This is a genomic window from Hymenobacter latericoloratus, assembly GCF_014199535.1.
Classification (GTDB): Bacteria; Bacteroidota; Bacteroidia; order Cytophagales; family Hymenobacteraceae; genus Hymenobacter; species Hymenobacter latericoloratus.
The window spans coordinates 289214-306367 of the sequence record NZ_JACHNV010000002.1 but is presented as its reverse complement, the minus strand read 5'-3'; the positions used below and the strand labels follow the sequence as shown (position 1 = coordinate 306367).

Annotated in this window: 14 protein-coding genes and 1 tRNA gene; 10 read left to right on the top strand and 5 right to left on the bottom strand. The window is 60.5% G+C overall.

Features of this window, described 5'->3' with window-relative positions:
• Window positions 1–49 precede the first annotated feature (49 nt).
• The 7 genes from GGU46_RS07005 to GGU46_RS06975 all read left to right on the top strand — a co-directional run bounded on the left by GGU46_RS07005 (window position 50) and on the right by GGU46_RS06975 (window position 9983).
• Window positions 50–1471 carry a dicarboxylate/amino acid:cation symporter gene (locus GGU46_RS07005; protein ID WP_183402847.1) on the top strand — a complete coding sequence of 474 codons (1422 nt, stop codon included), beginning with the start codon at window positions 50–52 and terminating at the stop codon, window positions 1469–1471.
• Window positions 1472–1731: 260 nt separating this feature from the next.
• Complete coding sequence (locus tag GGU46_RS07000) at window positions 1732–2403, top strand: hypothetical protein (protein WP_183402846.1); 672 nt, start codon at window positions 1732–1734, stop codon at window positions 2401–2403.
• Window positions 2404–2590: 187 nt separating this feature from the next.
• Window positions 2591–3988, top strand: a complete 1398-nt coding sequence (locus tag GGU46_RS06995) for a M16 family metallopeptidase (RefSeq protein ID WP_183402845.1) — start codon at window positions 2591–2593, stop codon at window positions 3986–3988.
• 33 nt (window positions 3989–4021) lie between these two features.
• A complete protein-coding gene (locus GGU46_RS06990; protein WP_183402844.1) occupies window positions 4022–5581 on the top strand; it encodes a M16 family metallopeptidase in 1560 nt (519 codons plus the stop codon).
• Between the two features lie 330 nt (window positions 5582–5911).
• Window positions 5912–6787, top strand: coding sequence for a T9SS type A sorting domain-containing protein (locus tag GGU46_RS06985; protein WP_183402843.1), 876 nt, complete (start codon window positions 5912–5914; stop codon window positions 6785–6787).
• A gap of 152 nt (window positions 6788–6939) precedes the next feature.
• Window positions 6940–7506, top strand: coding sequence for a hypothetical protein (locus GGU46_RS06980; protein WP_183402842.1), 567 nt, complete (start codon window positions 6940–6942; stop codon window positions 7504–7506).
• A gap of 152 nt (window positions 7507–7658) precedes the next feature.
• On the top strand, window positions 7659–9983 hold the full coding sequence (locus GGU46_RS06975) for a GAF domain-containing protein (RefSeq protein WP_183402841.1): 2325 nt from the start codon (window positions 7659–7661) through the stop codon (window positions 9981–9983).
• Between the two features lie 365 nt (window positions 9984–10348).
• On the opposite strand, the gene GGU46_RS06970 is transcribed toward GGU46_RS06975, so the two are convergent.
• The 3 genes from GGU46_RS06970 to GGU46_RS06960 all read right to left on the bottom strand — a co-directional run bounded on the left by GGU46_RS06970 (window position 10349) and on the right by GGU46_RS06960 (window position 12169).
• Window positions 10349–11032 carry a phosphatase PAP2 family protein gene (locus GGU46_RS06970; RefSeq protein ID WP_183402840.1) on the bottom strand — a complete coding sequence of 228 codons (684 nt, stop codon included), beginning with the start codon at window positions 11030–11032 and terminating at the stop codon, window positions 10349–10351.
• Window positions 11033–11238: 206 nt separating this feature from the next.
• Window positions 11239–11320: transfer RNA gene (locus GGU46_RS06965), tRNA-Leu, on the bottom strand.
• A 132-nt stretch (window positions 11321–11452) separates the two neighbouring features.
• Window positions 11453–12169: a phosphatase PAP2 family protein gene (locus tag GGU46_RS06960; protein WP_183402839.1), complete on the bottom strand. Its 717-nt coding sequence runs from the start codon at window positions 12167–12169 to the stop codon at window positions 11453–11455.
• A gap of 63 nt (window positions 12170–12232) precedes the next feature.
• Here GGU46_RS06960 and GGU46_RS06955 point away from each other — a divergent pair, with 63 nt between their 5' ends.
• Entirely contained in the window at window positions 12233–12928 is a 696-nt protein-coding gene (locus tag GGU46_RS06955) for a class I SAM-dependent methyltransferase (RefSeq protein WP_183402838.1), read from the top strand.
• Between the two features lie 68 nt (window positions 12929–12996).
• Complete coding sequence (locus tag GGU46_RS06950) at window positions 12997–14853, top strand: M61 family metallopeptidase (protein ID WP_183402837.1); 1857 nt, start codon at window positions 12997–12999, stop codon at window positions 14851–14853.
• A gap of 89 nt (window positions 14854–14942) precedes the next feature.
• Here the strand turns inward: GGU46_RS06950 and GGU46_RS06945 are convergent, their stop codons facing one another.
• The gene (locus GGU46_RS06945) at window positions 14943–15674 is read right to left on the bottom strand and encodes a Bax inhibitor-1/YccA family protein (protein ID WP_183402836.1); all 732 of its coding nucleotides are present in this window, start codon (window positions 15672–15674) and stop codon (window positions 14943–14945) included.
• 99 nt (window positions 15675–15773) lie between these two features.
• Window positions 15774–16427, bottom strand: coding sequence for a hypothetical protein (locus tag GGU46_RS06940; protein ID WP_183402835.1), 654 nt, complete (start codon window positions 16425–16427; stop codon window positions 15774–15776).
• Between the two features lie 121 nt (window positions 16428–16548).
• Between GGU46_RS06940 and GGU46_RS06935 the strand changes: the two genes are divergently transcribed.
• Window positions 16549–17118, top strand: coding sequence for a hypothetical protein (locus GGU46_RS06935; RefSeq protein WP_183402834.1), 570 nt, complete (start codon window positions 16549–16551; stop codon window positions 17116–17118).
• The last annotated feature ends 36 nt before the right edge of the window (window positions 17119–17154 follow it).

The following is a 17154-nucleotide window of genomic DNA, read 5'->3' as shown; positions in this document are numbered from 1 at the left end:
CCTATCTTTGCTGCATTCCCGCTACCGTCTTTCCCCCGAATTGCCGCGCATGAAGTTTTCGCGACTCGCCCCCCTTGTTCTTGTTTTGTTTCTGGTAGCCGCCGTGCTGACGGCCGCTACGGCCCAGGGCTGGCTTACGCTCGACCCGGCTATTGCCATGGCTGCCCGCTGGCTGGCCATTCTGGCGGCCATTGCCCTGGCCGTGCAGCGCCGCTCCATCACCTTCTGGATTGTGGTGAGCATGCTGGTCGGCGCCGAAATCGGCCACGACTTCCCCAAGCAGGCCGTAGAGCTGAAAGTGCTCAGCGACGTGTTTCTGCGCTTGGTGAAAACCATTATTGCCCCGCTGGTATTCGCTACGCTGGTGGTGGGCATTGCCGGCCACGCCGATCTGAAACAGGTTGGCAAGATGGGCCTGAAGGCGCTGGTTTATTTTGAAGTAGTTACCACGTTTGCCCTCTTCATCGGGCTGGGCGCTATTAACCTGACCCGGGCCGGCGAGGGCGTGGACCGCAGCGGCATTGCCGCCGATACCGAGAAGCTGGAAACCGTGAAGCAAACCACGGCCGACATCATCCTGCACATTTTCCCCGAGAACATTGCCAAATCGGTGGCCGAAGGGCAGGTGTTGCAGGTGGTCGTGTTTGCCATCATTTTCGCCATTGGCCTGGCCATGGTGCACCAGAAGCACCGCCAGCCCCTGCTGCAAGTCACGGAAAGCCTCTCGGAGGTGATGTTCAAGTTTACCAACGTGGTGATGTTCTTCGCCCCATTTGGGGTAGGCGGCGCCCTGGCCTATACGGTAGGCAAAATGGGCTTCGGGCCGCTGCTGAACGCGTTTAAGCTGCTGCTCACGCTTTACGGTGCCCTGGCCGCTTTCATTGTGCTGGTGCTGGTGCCCATGGCCCTGATTGCTCGTATCCCGCTCAAGCGCTTCGTGCAGGCCATTGCCGAGCCCGTCAGCATTGCCTTCGCCACTACCTCCTCGGAGGCCGCCCTGCCCCGGGCCATGGAAGCCATGGAAAGCATTGGCGTACCGCGCCGCATTGTGGCCTTTGTAATGCCTACCGGTTATTCCTTCAACCTCGATGGCACCACGCTTTATCTTTCCCTGGCCGCCGTGTTCGTGGCCCAGGCGGCGGGCGTGGAGCTGTCGTTCGGGCAGCAGCTGGTGATGGTGTTTACGCTGATGCTGACCTCGAAGGGGGTAGCCGGCGTGCCGCGCGCCTCCCTGGTGATTCTGCTGGCCACGGTAGCTTCATTTAACCTGCCGGCCTGGCCCGTGTTCATCATCCTGGGCATTGATGCCCTGATGGACATGGCCCGTACCGCCGTCAACGTGATGGGCAACTGCCTGGCCACGGCCGTAGTAGCCCGCTGGGAAGGCGAGTTTGTGGACAATTATGTGGCTCCTGACCCCGTTTTGGACTTGGCCGAGGCCGACAGCAGCCTCAGCCAGCACGCTCACTAAGGCGGGCCTTCTATAAGTTCAACCCAGGTATAATGCCTGGTCTGGAATAACTACCTGAATACCTTGCTCTTCTTCGATGGAGGGCAAGGTATTTTGCATTTAACCAATACAGGTTTACATCCTGTATATAGCCTTGATAATTATAGAAGAAAAATCATATATTTTAATTGTAAATCATAAATCAAATTGTGTTTTTCTGGCGTTCCTGTGCTGTAATTTTGACATTCCGCTGGTGCGGTAGGACTCTGATTGTGATACATATGCTTCGTTCTTACTCTTATGTATTTCTGGCGGTGGCCGGCTTGGGCCTGGGTAGCTGCAAATCCACGGAGAAGGCTGTGTTCCGGACCATCCGCTCCAACAACTCGGTGGCGCTGGGTCGGCTGCCCCAGCTGGAAGCCGTAGTGGAGTCCGGCCCGCTGGGCCAGACCGACGGCGCTTACCCCGACGACGCCAGCAAAGTGTTTCGGCAGGAGTTATCTTTCCACCTGGCCGAGGCCCAGCCCGACACGGTGAAGTATGGCTACGCTAAGTTGCTGGTAACCCAGGCCAAGGTGCAGCGCACCGGCCGGGCCCTGCAGGCTTTCCAGATGCTGACCCTGATGACGCCCAGCCTGCTGGGCATGCCCCTGGAATGGTACCGCACCAACCTGAAGGCCGAAGTGCAAATCATTGACTCGAAGGGCGACGTAGTACGCACCTACACCGGCACGGGCCGCAGCAAAGTGCGAGTGGCCATGTACCACGGCTACAGCCAGACCAAAGCGGCCCGCCTCTCCGACGTACAAGCCCTGCGCTTGGCCCTCGACCAGATCCGGCCCCAGCTGGACGCCGACGCGGATACGCTGCGTCAGCAGCTGGCTGCCTCGGGGCCACTAGAGGAAATCATCGGCCAGTCGGCGCAGTCCACTGACTCTACCGCCGTGAATTAGGCCGCTTCTCCCAGCTGTTGTTTCCTTCCCCGCTTAGGTGGCTCATTAGGGCCATTTGGGCGGGGAAGGTCGTTTTACGGGGTGGTGAAAAGCCCATTTGGCGCAACCGTCGCGGCGGATTCGGTTACTTTGCCGTGGGCGGCGCATTCCGAGGCCGCCGCCCCAAGCTCACTCTTTACCATTTCTGATGAAACACGCAGTACAGGCGCTGCTGCTGGGTACGGCTCTGCTGACCGCCGCGCCGGCCGCCCAGGCCCAGAAGCAGAAAGCCGCGCCCAACGCCGCCGCTACCCCCGCCGCAGCCGCCAATGCCGCCTTCCCTTACCCCATCCAGCAAAAGCAACTCCCTAACGGTCTGAACGTGGTGACTGTGCCCTTCGACTCGCCGGGGCTGGCCTCGTTTTTCTTGGTGGTGCGCGCTGGCTCCCGTGACGAGGTAGAGCCGGGCCATACGGGCTTCGCGCACTTCTTTGAGCATGTGATGTTCCGGGGCACCGAGAAGTACTCCAAAGACCAGTACAACGACGTGCTGCAAAGCATCGGGGCGGCGGCCAACGCTAACACTTCCCTCGACCGCACCGTGTACCACATGACCGGCAACGCCCGCATGCTGGAGAAGATGTTTGAGGTAGAAGCCGACCGGTTCCAGAACCTGAAGTACCCGGAGCACGACTTCAAGGCCGAAGCCGGGGCCGTGAAGGGCGAGTACACCAAGAACTCGGCCTCGCTCTACACCCAACTCAACGAAAAGGTGGCCGACGCCGCTTTCGACCAGCATACCTACGAGCACACCACCATGGGCTTCTTCAAGGACGTGGTGGACATGCCCAACCAGTATGATTACTCCCTCACCTTCTTCGACCGGTTCTACCGCCCTGAGTACACGACCCTGCTAGTAGTCGGCGACGTGAAGGCTGATGAGGTAAACAAGCTGGCCGACAAGTATTTCGCCAGCTGGAAGCGCGGCACCTACAAGCCCGACATCAAGCCCGAGCCCGCCCAGACGGCCACCCGTTACGTGCACATTCAGAACGCCAGCTTCCCGCCCCTGGTGAGTTTGAGCTACCGTGCTCCGGCCTTCTCCGATCAGCAGAAAGACTTGCCTGCCCTGGATGTGCTGACTACCCTGCTCTTCGCCGAAAACTCGCCGCTCTACCAGCAGCTGGTGGTGAAGGAGCAGAAGGTGCGCTTCGTGGGTGGCTCGCCCAATTACACCCGCGACCCATACCTGCTCACCATCCGGGCCTCGGTAGTAAAGGCCGAGGATATGCCTTACGTGAAGGAGCAGATTACCAAGGCCCTGAATGAGATGAAAACCAAGCCCGTAGATGCCAAGCGCCTCGCCGACACCAAATCGGCGCTGAAGTATGGCTTCCTGATGGGCCTCGACGCCCCCGACCAGATTGCCAACGCCCTGTCGCAGTTTATCTGGCTGACCGGCGACGTGAACTCCCTGAACCGCTTCTACGCCCTCTACGACCAGGTAACGCCCCAGGACATTCAGGCGGCGGCGCAGAAGTATTTCGTGCCCGAAGGCCTCACCGTAGGCACCATTGGCCCGAACGCTACCGGCGGCGTGCAGTAAGCTCTTTCCCTTTTCCTTCCTGATTTTCTTCTCATGCGTTATACATTCTCCCGCTTTCTGCTGGCCGCGGCGCTGCTCGGTCCGGTAGCTACCCCCGCGGCCCGCGCCGCTGAGGTAGTGGAACTGCGCCAGCCCAACGCCGCCAAGGTGGTGGTGAAGCTGCAGTTCCGCAACGGCTCGGCCGCCGACCCCGTGGGCAAAGAGGGCTTAACCTACCTCACCAGCCAGCTCGTAACCGAGGGCGGCACCAAAGACCTGACCTCGGCCCAGCTCAAGGACCTGCTCTACCCCATGGCGGCGCGCTACTACGCCACCACTGACAAGGAAGTCACCACCTTCACCTTCGAGTTTCACAAGGACTTTATCGATAAGTTTTACCCGGTACTGCGCGGGCTGATGCTCACGCCTAGCTTTACCCAGGAAGACTTCGACCGTCTGAAAAGCAACCAGCTCAACTACGTGGAGCAGGTTATCCGGGCTTCGTCGGATGAGGACTACAGCAAGTTTGCGCTGGAGGACCAGCTGTTCCGCGGCTCCCGCTACCAGCACATGACGCGCGGCACCGCTGCCGGGGTCAAGAGCATCACCCTGGCCGACGTAAAGCAGTATTACGCTACCGCCTTCGGCACCGATAACCTGACCATTGGGCTGGCCGGCAACTACCCCGCTTCGTTTGCCAAGCAGCTGGAAGCTGATCTGAAGAAGCTGCCCAAAAGCTCGGTGAAGGCCCCCATTCCGGTGGCGGCCATGCCCAACGGCATTCACGTTGAAATTATCAGCAAGCCCGACGCCCTGGGCTCGGCCGTGTACGCGGGTTTCCCCATCAAAACCACCCGCGCCGAGGACGATTTCGCGGCCCTGATGGTAGCCAACTCCTGGCTGGGTGAGCACCGCAAAAGCTACGGCAAGCTCTACGACAAAATCCGCACGACCCGCTCGATGAACTACGGCGACTACAGCTACATCGAGTGGTACGAAGCCGGCGGCTCCAACATGCTGCCCGTGCCCGGTGTGCCGCGCCACGCCAACTACGCCAGCCTCTGGCTGCGCCCCGTGCAAATTGCCGAAGGCCTGCGCAAGCAATACCCCACCGAGCTCGGCGACCTGAAAGTAGGTCACGCTCCGTTTGCCCTGCGCCTGGCCGTGCGCGAAATGGATAACGTGATGAAGAATGGCCTGAGTAAGGAAGACTTCGAGCGCACCCGTACCTTCCTGCGCTCCTACGTGAAGCTCTACGGTACTACCCCCGCCAAGCAGCTCGGCTTCCTGCTTGATTCGCGCTTCTACGGCCGCAAGAACTGGCTGCAGGATGTGGATGCCCAGCTCGCCAAGCTGACGGTGGACGACGTGAACCGCGCCATGCGCAAGCACTGGCAGGTGCAGAATATGTTCGTGACCATCGTGACCGATGACAGCGAAGCCCAGCCCCTGGCCGATGTACTCAAGAACAACACGCCCTCGCCCATGAGCTACGCCAACGTGGTAAAGGCCGGCTTGCCCAAGGAGGTAGTAGCCGAAGACGCCGAAGTAGCCACCTACAAGCTCAACGTGACGGAAGTCAAGGTGATTAACACCAACGATACGTTCCGTTAGGCTTAACTATTATCAGTTGAATATCGTGTCCTGCTGAGCTTGTCGAAGCATCTCTCCCTCTGGCTAATCAATAGCATTACAACAAAGCGGTAGAGATGCTTCGGCAAGCTCAGCAGGACACGGTCTTTTTGACTTTTACTTATTACCTACGCCTTCTGCATTGTCATTCTTCGCTCCCACTCGGAATGACAGCTCATATATAGCAAAACCGCTTTGGATAGCCTTCCGGAGCGGTTTTTCTTTTTTCGTGGATTAAACCCTACCCCCGCCCCGGCATCTATGCCAGTGAATCCGGATACACCATCTCTTCCCACTAGCATTTACGACTTCATGAAAGCTATTACCCTCGCGCTGGCTTTGTCGCTGCTCCTCGGCGGCTCGGCCGTGCAAGCCCAGAACACCCAGGCCCGCCAGGCCGCTCCCGCTCGCAAGGAGCTCCGCGCCTACTACCAGCAGCAAGTGCTGCCTGTAGTGCGCCAGCAGCGCCAGAAGCTGGAAACTCAGCTGACTACTTCCGACAAAGCCCAAATCACGCTCTACCGGGCCCAGCTGAAGGAAGCCCGCCAGAAAGCCAAGGCCCTCCGTCAGAGCTTCCGCCCGGCCGGCACGCCCACCGGCCCCCGCCCCGAGCTGACCGACGCCCAGAAGCAACAGCTCCAGCAGCTGCGCGCCGAAACCAAAGCTATTCTGCAGAACGTGGGTCAGCTGGCCCAGAAGTACGAAGGCGACATTGCCAAGCTGGCCCAGGAAGTGCAGCCCCAGCGCGAAAAGTGGCAGGCCGATACCAAAGCCATTCTGGCCCGCTCCGCTACCCCCGAGCAGCCAGCCAAGGCCGGTAAGGGCTGGCTGCTCGGGGGTAGCGGAGCGGGCATGCGGCGCTACTTCCAGCCTACCTCCTTCCTCCTGCTCAACCCCAATGCACCCACCCAAACGCCTACCCCCGCCGGGCGCGGCAACGTGGGCGTGTACCCCAACCCCTCCGTGAGCACCAACCAACTGGAGTATGAGGTGAAGAAAGCCGGCCCCGTAACAGTGGAGCTGCTCGATGGGCGCGGGAACACCCTGCGCACCGTAGCCCAGGAAACCAAGGCCGAGAAAGGCAACCACACGCTGCAAGTAAACGTGGCCGACCTGCCGGTGGGCACCTACTACTTCAAAATCACAACCCGCTCGGGCGCGGAAACCAAGCGTTTCGTGAAGGAATAACTTAGTTACGGCCTACCCCTCAATAAGCAGGGAAGGCCCGCGTTACACCAGCCGGTCTGCGGAAGCGGGCCGGCTGGTGCTGTTTTCAGGCACTTCGGCAACTTTCGGCTTGGCGGCGGGTGCTGCTGAGCGGCGTGTTATCTTTACGGCCTATGCGGCGCTCCTTTCTTACCTGGCTTCTTGTTCTGACTACCACTGTACTGGTTGCGGCCTGCTGCGGCTCCGTGGCCTGCGAGTGTAATGATACGTACGCCGATGCCGTTGGCCTGCAGTTCAGCCTCGCCAATTCCCAGGACAGCCTCCGCGGCTTTTTCCCCTCTTACATCGATACGGTGTACCTGGTCCGGAACCCGCGCGACACTACCCAGCGCCCCCGCGCCGATACCGTGGCCCTGACCCGCAGCCGCGCCGTGGTGTTTACCCAGCCCATCATTATCAACAACGCTACCCCTTTTGGGCTGGTTACCGGCCGCAAGCTCAACGCCTACCGCTATACCCTGTACCTGGCCAAGCGGCGGCGCGCTACCCCTACCTACACCTATAAGCTTGACAGCATTCAACTCTCTACCCGCTACCAGGGCGACGGGTGCTGCACTTGCTACCAGAATTCCAGTAAGAAGGTATTTGTTACCAATCAGAAGGGCGTTTCTCAGCAGTTTGATCTGACGGATACTGGCGGCAACAACGAGTTGAAGACCATTACCATGGAGCGTTTTTAGCTCGGCAGTACCGTACCGCCGGACTACTGGCACTGAGGTCGATTGATTCCCGGTGCCGCGTATGTCCGTGGGGGCGGCTCCTGCCGTATATACTACCGCACTACGTCTTGTCGGCCACAGTCCCGCCGGCGGCTGTAGCGCGTTTCTGGTTTATGCTGAAAGAACCCTCTACGGCGGTTACGCCCACTTTTCCTTTCCAGACTACGCTTAGCCTGGAACCTCTGATTGCTTATTGGCAGCGGGGTGAAAACTCCCAGAATGTGGGCGTGGCCATGCTGGCCAAAGCCGTCAGTGAGCAGGTAGCCACCGCCGATTGGTCGCGGGGCAACATCGAGGATCTGAAGCTGCTGGAATGCAACTGCGACCTGGTGGAAACCCTGATGCTGGCCGTATTTCCGCCGGCTTCCTTCGATACCGACATTGCGGGAGCCATTGCGCCGTTTCAGCGCCACAGCTTTTACCATACCCCGCGCTTCGCGGAGGTGCTGCTGAACCCGTCTAAGTCTATCAAGCAGCCGCTGAATATTGATATGCGGACGCTGGAGGTCTATACCACCCGCATGGCCTACCAGCTGATTCTGGAGAAAGTGTACGGAGTGCACCTGCCGCTGCAGGGCACCATCATCTTCACCGTGCCCGACTACAGCATTGGCCTTTACCGCCACTATGGGGTAGAGTTCAACTCCACGTTCGTGGAAATCAGGGTGCACGGCGACAAGCCGGAGCTGACCCCGGAGCAGCTTGACCACTTGGCCCGCAACCCCCACCGTGCCGATTTGTGGCAGCAGATGCTCCCGCCCCACCACTTCGAGCTGGTGGGTTTTAACATCCTGCACCTGGTCGATGTCACGGAGCAGGAAATTCTGTCGGAGCTGAAGTACGATTTGCTGGAGCGCGACGTGCTGCAGGCCTCCGACCGCCTGGAGCAGATCCAGGAAAAGCTGCGGGTGCTGTTTGGGCGGCCGTTTCTGCAGCTGGGCATTGCCGCCTACGACGGCAAGAAGCGGGCTTTCGTGGATTTCGGCCGCAAAATCAACCACAGCTTCCTAACCAAGCAGCTCCACAGCCCCGATGCCGGCTCCGGCTTCCGCCAGATTTACAGCCGGCTGTGGGCCGACCGCCAGCCCCTGGTGCTGGAAGACGTGGAGCAGGCCGATATTCCCGAGGATTTGCGCCAGCAGATTCTCAGCCTCGGCATCCGCTCGGCCATTCTGGCCCTGCTACCCTACGGCGACGATACGGTGGGCCTGCTGGAGCTGGGCTCGCCCAACGTGGGCGACCTCAACGAGTTCAGCCTGGAAAATGTGAACCAGTTTGTGCCCCTGTTTGCGGTGGCCGTGAAGCGCAACGCCGAAGACATCCAGACCCGGGTGCAGGCCATCATCAAGGAGAAGTTTACGGCCATTCATCCTACCATGGAGTGGCGCTTTACGGATGCCGCCCAAAACCTGCTGCAAAAGCTGGAGGATGGCAACAAGAGCGCCGAAATGGAGGACATCGTGTTTCACGACGTGTACCCCCTGCACGGCTCCAGCGACATCAGGGGCAGCAGCACGGCCCGCAACGAAGCCATTCAGGGCGACCTGATTGAGCACCTGACCCTGGCCGGCAAAGTGCTCAAGAAAGCCTCCGAGTTTCAGCAGCTGCCCATTCTGGACGAGCTAAAATTTTACGTCAATAAAAACCTGCGCCGTCTGCGCGAAGGAATTCTGTCGGGCGATGAGGTCAGCATTTTCGAGTCGTTGCGCACGGAGGTAGAGCCCCTGTTTGAGTACCTGAGCCAGAACACGCCGGATCTGCGGCCTGTCATCCGGCAGTACTGGGCCAACATCGACCCCGAGCTAGGCATCCTGTACAAGCGCCGCAAGGCCTTCGAGGAAACCACCACCCTGCTCAACGATGCCGTCAGCAGCTACCTCGACGAGGAAGATGCCAAGGCGCAGGCCATGTTTCCGCACTACTTCCAGCGCTTCAAGACCGACGGCGTAGAGCACAACATCTACGTGGGGGCTTCGCTGGTGGAAAACAAGCCGTTTGACCTGGTTTTCCTGAAAAACCTGCGCCTGTGGCAGCTGCTGGTAATGGTGGAAATTACCCGTCGCACCGCCGCCCTGCGCCCAACCCTGCCCGTACCACTCGAAACCACCCAGCTCATCCTTATCCATAGCCAGCCCCTGAGCATCCGCTTCCGCCAGGATGAGCGCCAGTTTGATGTGGACGGCGCCTATAACATCCGCTACGAAATCATCAAGAAGCGCATCGATAAGGCCACGGTGCAGGGTACCGGCGAGCGGCTGACCCAACCCGGCAAAATTGCCCTGGTGTACTCCCAGCAGCGTGAGGCCGATGAGTACGAAGAATACATCGACTACCTCCAGGACCGGGACCTGCTGGAGCCCGGGCTGGAATACCTGGAACTGGAAGAGCTCCAGGGCGTGAAGGGCCTGCTGGCCCTGCGGGTAACGGTGAAATTGTGATTTGAGGTGATGGGGTGAAACGCGCTACAGGACTGGCGGCAGACTTCTGGCCACAGGCCAGGCGTCTGCCCGCCGGCTAATGGGGCAAGTCTCCCGACTTGCGGCCGCCGAAGGCGGCCCGCTCGCGCCTGCGCCATTCGCACTGCTAGGAGTAGTTGCCTTGTTTATAGATGTGTGTAAAATGCCTGCTGGTTTGGTGCTCACGAAGCCAAGGGGGAGGGGGTAGGAGATTTGAGCGGACGCCTAACGGCGCAGGCGCGAGCTGGCCGCCTTCGGCGGCCGCAAGTCGGGAGACTTGCCCCATTGGCCGGCGGACGGACGCCTGGCCTCCGGCCAGAAGTCTGCCGCCAGCGCGTTTCACCCCATCACCTCCTCGCTTCCTCACTTCCTGCTTTTCCCCGCCACCAGAGCAGCAGCGCGGTGCGCAGCAGAATTAACCAGAGCAGCCCCGCTGCGAAGCCGGCCAGCACATCGGTAGCGTAGTGCACATGCAGGTACACCCGCGTGAGGCCGATGAGCATTGCGAACAGTAGCAGCAAGGCGGCCCAAATGGGGTGGCGCCGGTGCCGCCAGAGCAGCCAGGCCAGGCAGCCGTAGAGGGCCAGCCCAATCATGGCGTGGCCGCTGGGAAAGCTCAGGCCCTGCTGGAAAATCAGCGCCGAAGCAGGCCGCACGCGCTGAAAATGCGTTTTGAGCAGTTGATTCAGCAGCGCGGCTCCGGCTACGGCCAGAAACACCTCCAACCCCTCGCGCTTATGCCCACGCCCCCGCAGCACGACGGGTATTCCTACCCCCGCCCCCACCAGAAAAGGCAGGGAAGCAAAAAACGTCAGGCCATAGACCAGAGTAGTCAGGCCGGGCCAAGCGGCGCGCAGCACGTCCATCTGCCCGAAGGCCCAGGCATCAAACGCCACCGAGTGCTGCACAAAAACTACCCGCGTGAGGTAGAAAAACAACAGCGCCGACAGCAGAAACATGCCTCCTACCAGCGCCACTTCCAGGGTAAGCAGGCTAAACAGGGCCAGTAAGCGGCCGGCAAACGACTTCATTTTTCAGGAGCTGGTAGCGGATAGGTTTGTTTGTTTGGCAGGGGTAGGAAAACGGGGCACTGCCTCACCTCCCACCAGCAAGTCCTGGAAAAACCACTGAAGCCGGCTTCAATACACCGTCCTTACGAGAAATCAGCGAAATCAATCCAATCAGCGCGAATCCGGGATAAAACAAAAAAGCCGACCCATTTCTGGATCGGCTTTCGTGCGCTCGGAGAGACTCGAACTCTCACACCTTTCGGAACTGCCGCCTGAAGACAGCGCGTCTACCAATTTCGCCACAAGCGCAGCTTTTTTTATCATCTGACCGCCGTGGTGGTTGTCATTTGATGCTGCAAAGATAGGGGCCTTTTTCGACCCGTGTCAAGCTTTTGCTCAAAAAAACTTGATAAATTTTTTTGAAAAAAGCCTGATTTTACGCTATATAGGCTGTTTTTCAGCTGATTGCAGTTGCTTTTTAAATCGTTTTTTCACCATAATTTCTACTTGTTTCAGCAGCGGAATGGCCACAATCAGCCAGCCCGCCCCTGCCGTAAAGCCGGCCAGCACGTCGGTGGCGTAGTGCACCCGCAAATACACCCGCGTCAGGCCGATGAGCAGAATCAGCAGCAGCAGCGCGGCCACCAGGGGGTAGCGCACGGCCGGGCGGCGCACATGCGTCCAGACCAAGTAAATGAGCAGGCCGTAGAAGGAGGCCGATATCATGGCGTGGCCGCTGGGAAAGCTCAGGCCCGAGGCCGAGGTAAGGGGTAGCAGGGGGCGCGGGCGGTTATAGAGCTGCTTGAGCACCAGGTTCAGGGTGATGCTGCCCAAGGCCACCACCGGCACCAGCAGCGAGTACCACCGGTGGCGCTGCACCAGCAGAAACCAGTTGATGAGCAGGCCCGCGGCCCCGGAAATAAAATTGCGGGAAGCCAGAAACGTAACCGCTTCCACCCACTGCTGCCGCTCAGGGCCCAGCAACTGCCGCGACCAGCGAAACGCGGCGGCGTCGAACGTGGCGGCGTCCTGGTCGAACACTTCCCGGCTCAGGGCCAGGAACAGCACCACGCCCAGCGTCCCCAGCATGAGGGTAATGGCAAATTCGGTTACGAAAAGGGTAATACCGGCCAGCAACCGGCGCAACGTCGTCGTCATAGGTCCTGATACGATGCGGCCGGCAATTTGTCGACGCTCCCGCCTACCCTGCTAGCTTTGCGTATGCCTCGCCTCCCTGATTCCGGCTTCGACTTGGTGGCCTCTTTCTACGACCCGCTGGCCCGGCTGGTGTACGGACGCAGCCTGCAGCAGGCGCAGCAAGCCGCGCTGCAAGCAGGTTTGCCGGAGCAGGAAGGCCGCGTGCTCATTATTGGGGGCGGCACAGGCTGGGTGCTGGGCCAGGTGCTGCGGCGCCGGCCCGCAGCGCAGGTGCTGTACCTGGAAGCCTCACCCCGGATGCTACGCCGCAGCCAGGCCTGGCTTGCGAAAACCCTACCCCTGTGCTTGGGCCAGGTGGAATTCCGGCTGGGTACGGAGGCCACTTTGCGGGCCGACGAGCAGTTTGCAACGGTAGCTACCTTTTTCTTTCTGGACCTGTTTGAGCCGCATCGGCTGCGGCTTCTGGTTCGGCGGCTGCACACGGCGCTGGCGCCGGGCGGCGCCTGGCTCCTGGCCGATTTTGCCGCGCCCCAGCGCTGGTGGCACGCGCTGTTACTGCGGCTGATGTACTGGTTTTTCGGCCTCACCACCGGCATTAGTGCCCGGCGGCGGCCGCCGATTGAAACCGAGCTGACGCGGGCAGGATTGTCGAGAGCACCGGCCGGCCGGTTTTTCGGGGAGATGATAGAGGCCAGCGTGTGGCGGCAGGCAACTGCCGGCGCTGAAAATGCATCTGCTCTGCTCAGTTTCTGCCCCTAATACTGTCAGCTCTGCCGGATACCTGTTAGGTTAGCGTTTCCTTTCTGTTCCTCTCCATTTCTCTGCGTATGACGATGCGGAAATCGGCGGCCCTGCTGGCCCTGGCCCTACCCCTCGCCTTTGGCCGGCCCGCCCAGGCCCAGGCTCCGGTTCAATACAACCTTTCCTTCCCGAATGCCGCGCACCACGAGGCGCGCATCACGGTTACGTTCCGGGAGCTGCCGGCCGGCCCCCTGCAGGTGCGCATGGCCCGCTCCTCGCCCGGCCGCTACGCCCTGCATGAGTTTGCCAAGAACGTGTACGACGTACAGGCCACGGATTCCAAGGGCCAACGCTTGTCGGTGATGAAGCCCGACCCCTATGGATGGACCGTAGCCGGCCACGATGGTACCGTGACGTTTATCTACACCCTGTTCGGCGACCGAACCGACGGAACCTACGCCGGCATCGACAGCCGCCACGCCCACCTGAACATCCCGGCTACCCTGGCCTACGCCCAGGGCCTGGAGCAGCGCCCGGCCGAGGTGAAGTTTGCCCTACCCCAAGGCTGGACGGTAGCCTCCCAGCTGCGGCCCGATGCGGGCGGCGCTACCTGGTACGCGCCTAACCTGCAATACCTCATGGATTCGCCTACCTCCCTGGGGCCCCAGCAGGTACGCACCTGGCAGGAGCAGGGCAAAACCATTGAGCTGCAGGTGCTGCACGACGGCACCCCCGCGGAGCTGGACGCCTACACCGAGCAAACCAAAAAGATTGTGAAGGAGGCCGCCGCTATCTTCGGGGGCCTGCCCGATTACGACTTCGGGCGCTACACCTTCGTGGCCAACTACCTGCCCCAAACCAGCTCCGACGGGATGGAGCACCGCAACTCCACCAGCCTCACCAGCAGCCGTCCCCTGCGCGGCCCCGGCGCCATCGATAACCTCGGCACCGTGGCCCACGAGTTTTTCCACAGCTGGAACGTGGAGCGTCTGCGCCCCCAGGACCTGGAGCCGTTTGATTTCCAGCGGGCCAACATGAGCAGCAATCTGTGGTTTGCTGAGGGCTTTACCCAGTACTACGGCGAGCTGCTGCTGCGCCGGGCCGGCATCTACACCGACGAGCAGTACTGCCAGGAGGCCCTCAGCGGCATTGTGGATGCCATGCTGACCATACCCGGCCCGAAACGCTACTCGCCGGTGTACATGAGCCAGCAGGCGCCCTTCGTGGATGCCGCCGCCGCCATCGACCCCAACAACCGCTCGAACACCTACCTGAGCTACTACTACATTGGCGCGGGCAACGCCCTGGCCCTGGACCTGCAGCTGCGCCAGCGCTTCAAAACCGACCTCGACACCTACCTGCGCGCCCTCTGGAAGGAGCACGGCCAGCAGCAGAACTACGCTCCCGCCAAGCCCTACACCCTCCGCGACCTGCAACGGGTACTGGGCCAGGTAACCAAGGATACCACCTTTGCCGGCCAGTTTTTCCGCCAGCACATCATGGGGCACGAAGCGCACAACTACGAGCAGTTGCTGGCCCCGGCCGGGCTGCTGGTGCGCCGGGCCCAGGCCGGACAGGCCACCCTGGAAGCCCGCCTGCAGTTCAACCCCGACAGTAGCGCCACCCTGGGTACTACCCTGCTGGGCAGCCCCTTCTACCTCGCCGGCCTCGACCGGGAAGATGTGGTGTTGAGGCTGGATGGCCGCAAGCCCACCAATGCCAGGGAAGTGCAGAAGCTCCTAACGGCACACAAACCTGGCGACGTCATTCAGGTGGAAGCCCGGGCCCGCGACGGGGTACGCACGGTGCCGGTTACGCTCCAGGAAAACTCGGACCTTGAGGTAGTGCCTTATGAGAAAGCCGACCGTACCCTGACTAAAGCTCAGAAGAAATTCCGGGAGGAATGGCTGAACGGCAAGGCCAAATCAGGCGGAAAGCGGTAACCCGTTTCCCACCTACCCCTTTACAACAAACAAGCCCTACCTCACTGCAGTGAGGTAGGGCTTGTTTGTTGTAAAACTTTGTTCTGCTGTTAACGACGACGGCCGAAAATGCGCAGCAGGAACAGGAACAGATTGATGAAATCGAGGTAGAGGGTAAGGGCACCTAGCACGGCGGCTTTGCGGTCGGTGGCTTCATCTTCCAGCCCTACAAAGGCCAGGGCTTTAAGCTTCTGCGTATCGTAGGCGGTGAGGGCTACAAACAGGATAACGCCGATGAACGAGGTGATGGTGTACAACACCGAGTTTAGCCAGAACATATTCACTACTGATGCAATGACAAGGCCGACCAGACCCATCATCAGCACATTGCCCCAGTGGGCCAGGTTGGTGCGCGTGAAATAGCCGTACAAGCTCATTACGGCGAAGGTGCCACCGGTCACGAAGAAGGTAGAGGCCAGAGAATCGGCGGTGAAAACCAGGAAGATTACGCTCAGGGTAATGCCGTTCAGAGCCGAGTAAGCAATGAAAGCGCCCGTGATGGAGGAGGCCGACATGTCGAAGGCGCGGCTGGAGATGTAACCCACCACAAACATTTCCAGCAGTAACAGCCCAAAGAACACCAATCGGTTTCCGGCTACCACTTCCACCAACTCGGGCACGGAGCTGACGAGCATGGCTACCCCGCCCGTGAGAGCCAAAGCACCGGCCATCCAGCCGTACACTTGTTGCATAAACGTGCCCTGGATGCGGGCCGCCTCTTCGGCGCTGATGTGCAGAACTGGCTGCGCTTCCTCGTGCTGCTCGGGTACAAATTCTTCCATGAAGTAGATAAAGTAAGAAAGTAGAAAAATACAGTTGATGCGCCTAAAGTACAGATTTCGGTTTAGCCTCCGGCAAAGGGTAGCGCGGGGCTTGCCAGCTTACTGGCCCGTGTAAAAGCGCCAGGCCAGCACCAGCAGGAAGCCCACCGCACCCAGTGCCAGAATACGCAGGCCGTGGGCGCGGTCCTGGGGTAGGAAGCCGTATACCTGCCGGCCATCGGGTAGCTGCTTTTTGTGCGAATAGAGGTGCCAGCCGATAAACAGGGCAATGACGCCGCCCAGCAAGGCCGTTACGTAGCCAAATACCACCCAGGCTTTTTGGCGGGGCTCGGGCTGGGCCAAATCCTGAATCCGCTGCTGCCGCAGGCGCTCCGTCAGGGCCGGACTAACGTCGTGGCCGCGCTGGCGCAGAATACGGCGAGCCAGGGCCACATCAAAGCTGTTCCACTCGTCGGGCTTGAGCAGGATGTCGAGTAGCTCGTCGTCGGTGAAGTTGAACAGGTAATGGTCGGTAGGGGCATTGGCGGTTAGCTCGTCGCTGGCGGCCAGCTCCAGGGCGTGGGCGCGCTCAAAGTCCTCGGGGCGCAGCTGCACCACGAAGTAGGTGCTGGTGGGGTTGAAGGCAAACGAGGGGTCGATGCGCGGCTGATCGAAGACGGTTTCGTAGGGAATGTCGTGCTCGTGCAGCAGCTGGATCAGAGGCTGAGCCGCTTCCACGGAGGCAAACCGCTGATAGGATTGATAGTCAGACATAGGGTAGCAAGGTAAACGGCAGTGAAGGTGGCAGTTTTTTCCGGGCCGGGCACGGTAACGGGCCGCCCAGCGTTTCGTACCTTAGATGCCGGTTCACCCAACGGTTCCGGCCGCTTTTCCTATGCTCCGATTCCTTTCCCTGCTCACCTTTGGCTTATTGCTAGCCGGCGCGGCTCAGGCCCAGGCGCCCGAACAGCCCGCATCTGCCCCCCGGCTGGGCCTGAAGCCTTTGTACAGCCTCAACGCCGGGGCTATGTTTGCGGGCCGCTACGGCTCGGCTACCTACCTCAGCCCCACGGTTTCGGTGCCGGTTACCAACCGATTCTCGGTGTTTGGTGGCGTTACCTATATGCGCATGATGCCGGGTGCGGCGTACATGCCCTTCGGGGAGGCCGGCCGCTTCGGGGCCACAGCCCAGAACCGCTACCTCATTCAGGGCGGCGGCCAGTATGCCCTGTCGCCGCGCGTGACCCTGACCGGCTCCGCGTGGAAAGACCTGACGCCTACCTCCGGTTTTCAGGTGAACCCTTACGCCGGTTTTGGGGGTAACCTGGGCTCCGGCGTGAACCTGCGCGCCGACTACCACATCACGGAGAACTTCTCGGTGTCGGGTGGGGTGCGGGTGAGCAATGGTGCTACGGCTTACCCCGGTGCCTATTCGCCGCTCTACGGGCCGGGCGGGTACTGGTAATCCTCTTTGTCATCCTGAGCACAGCGAAGGACCTTA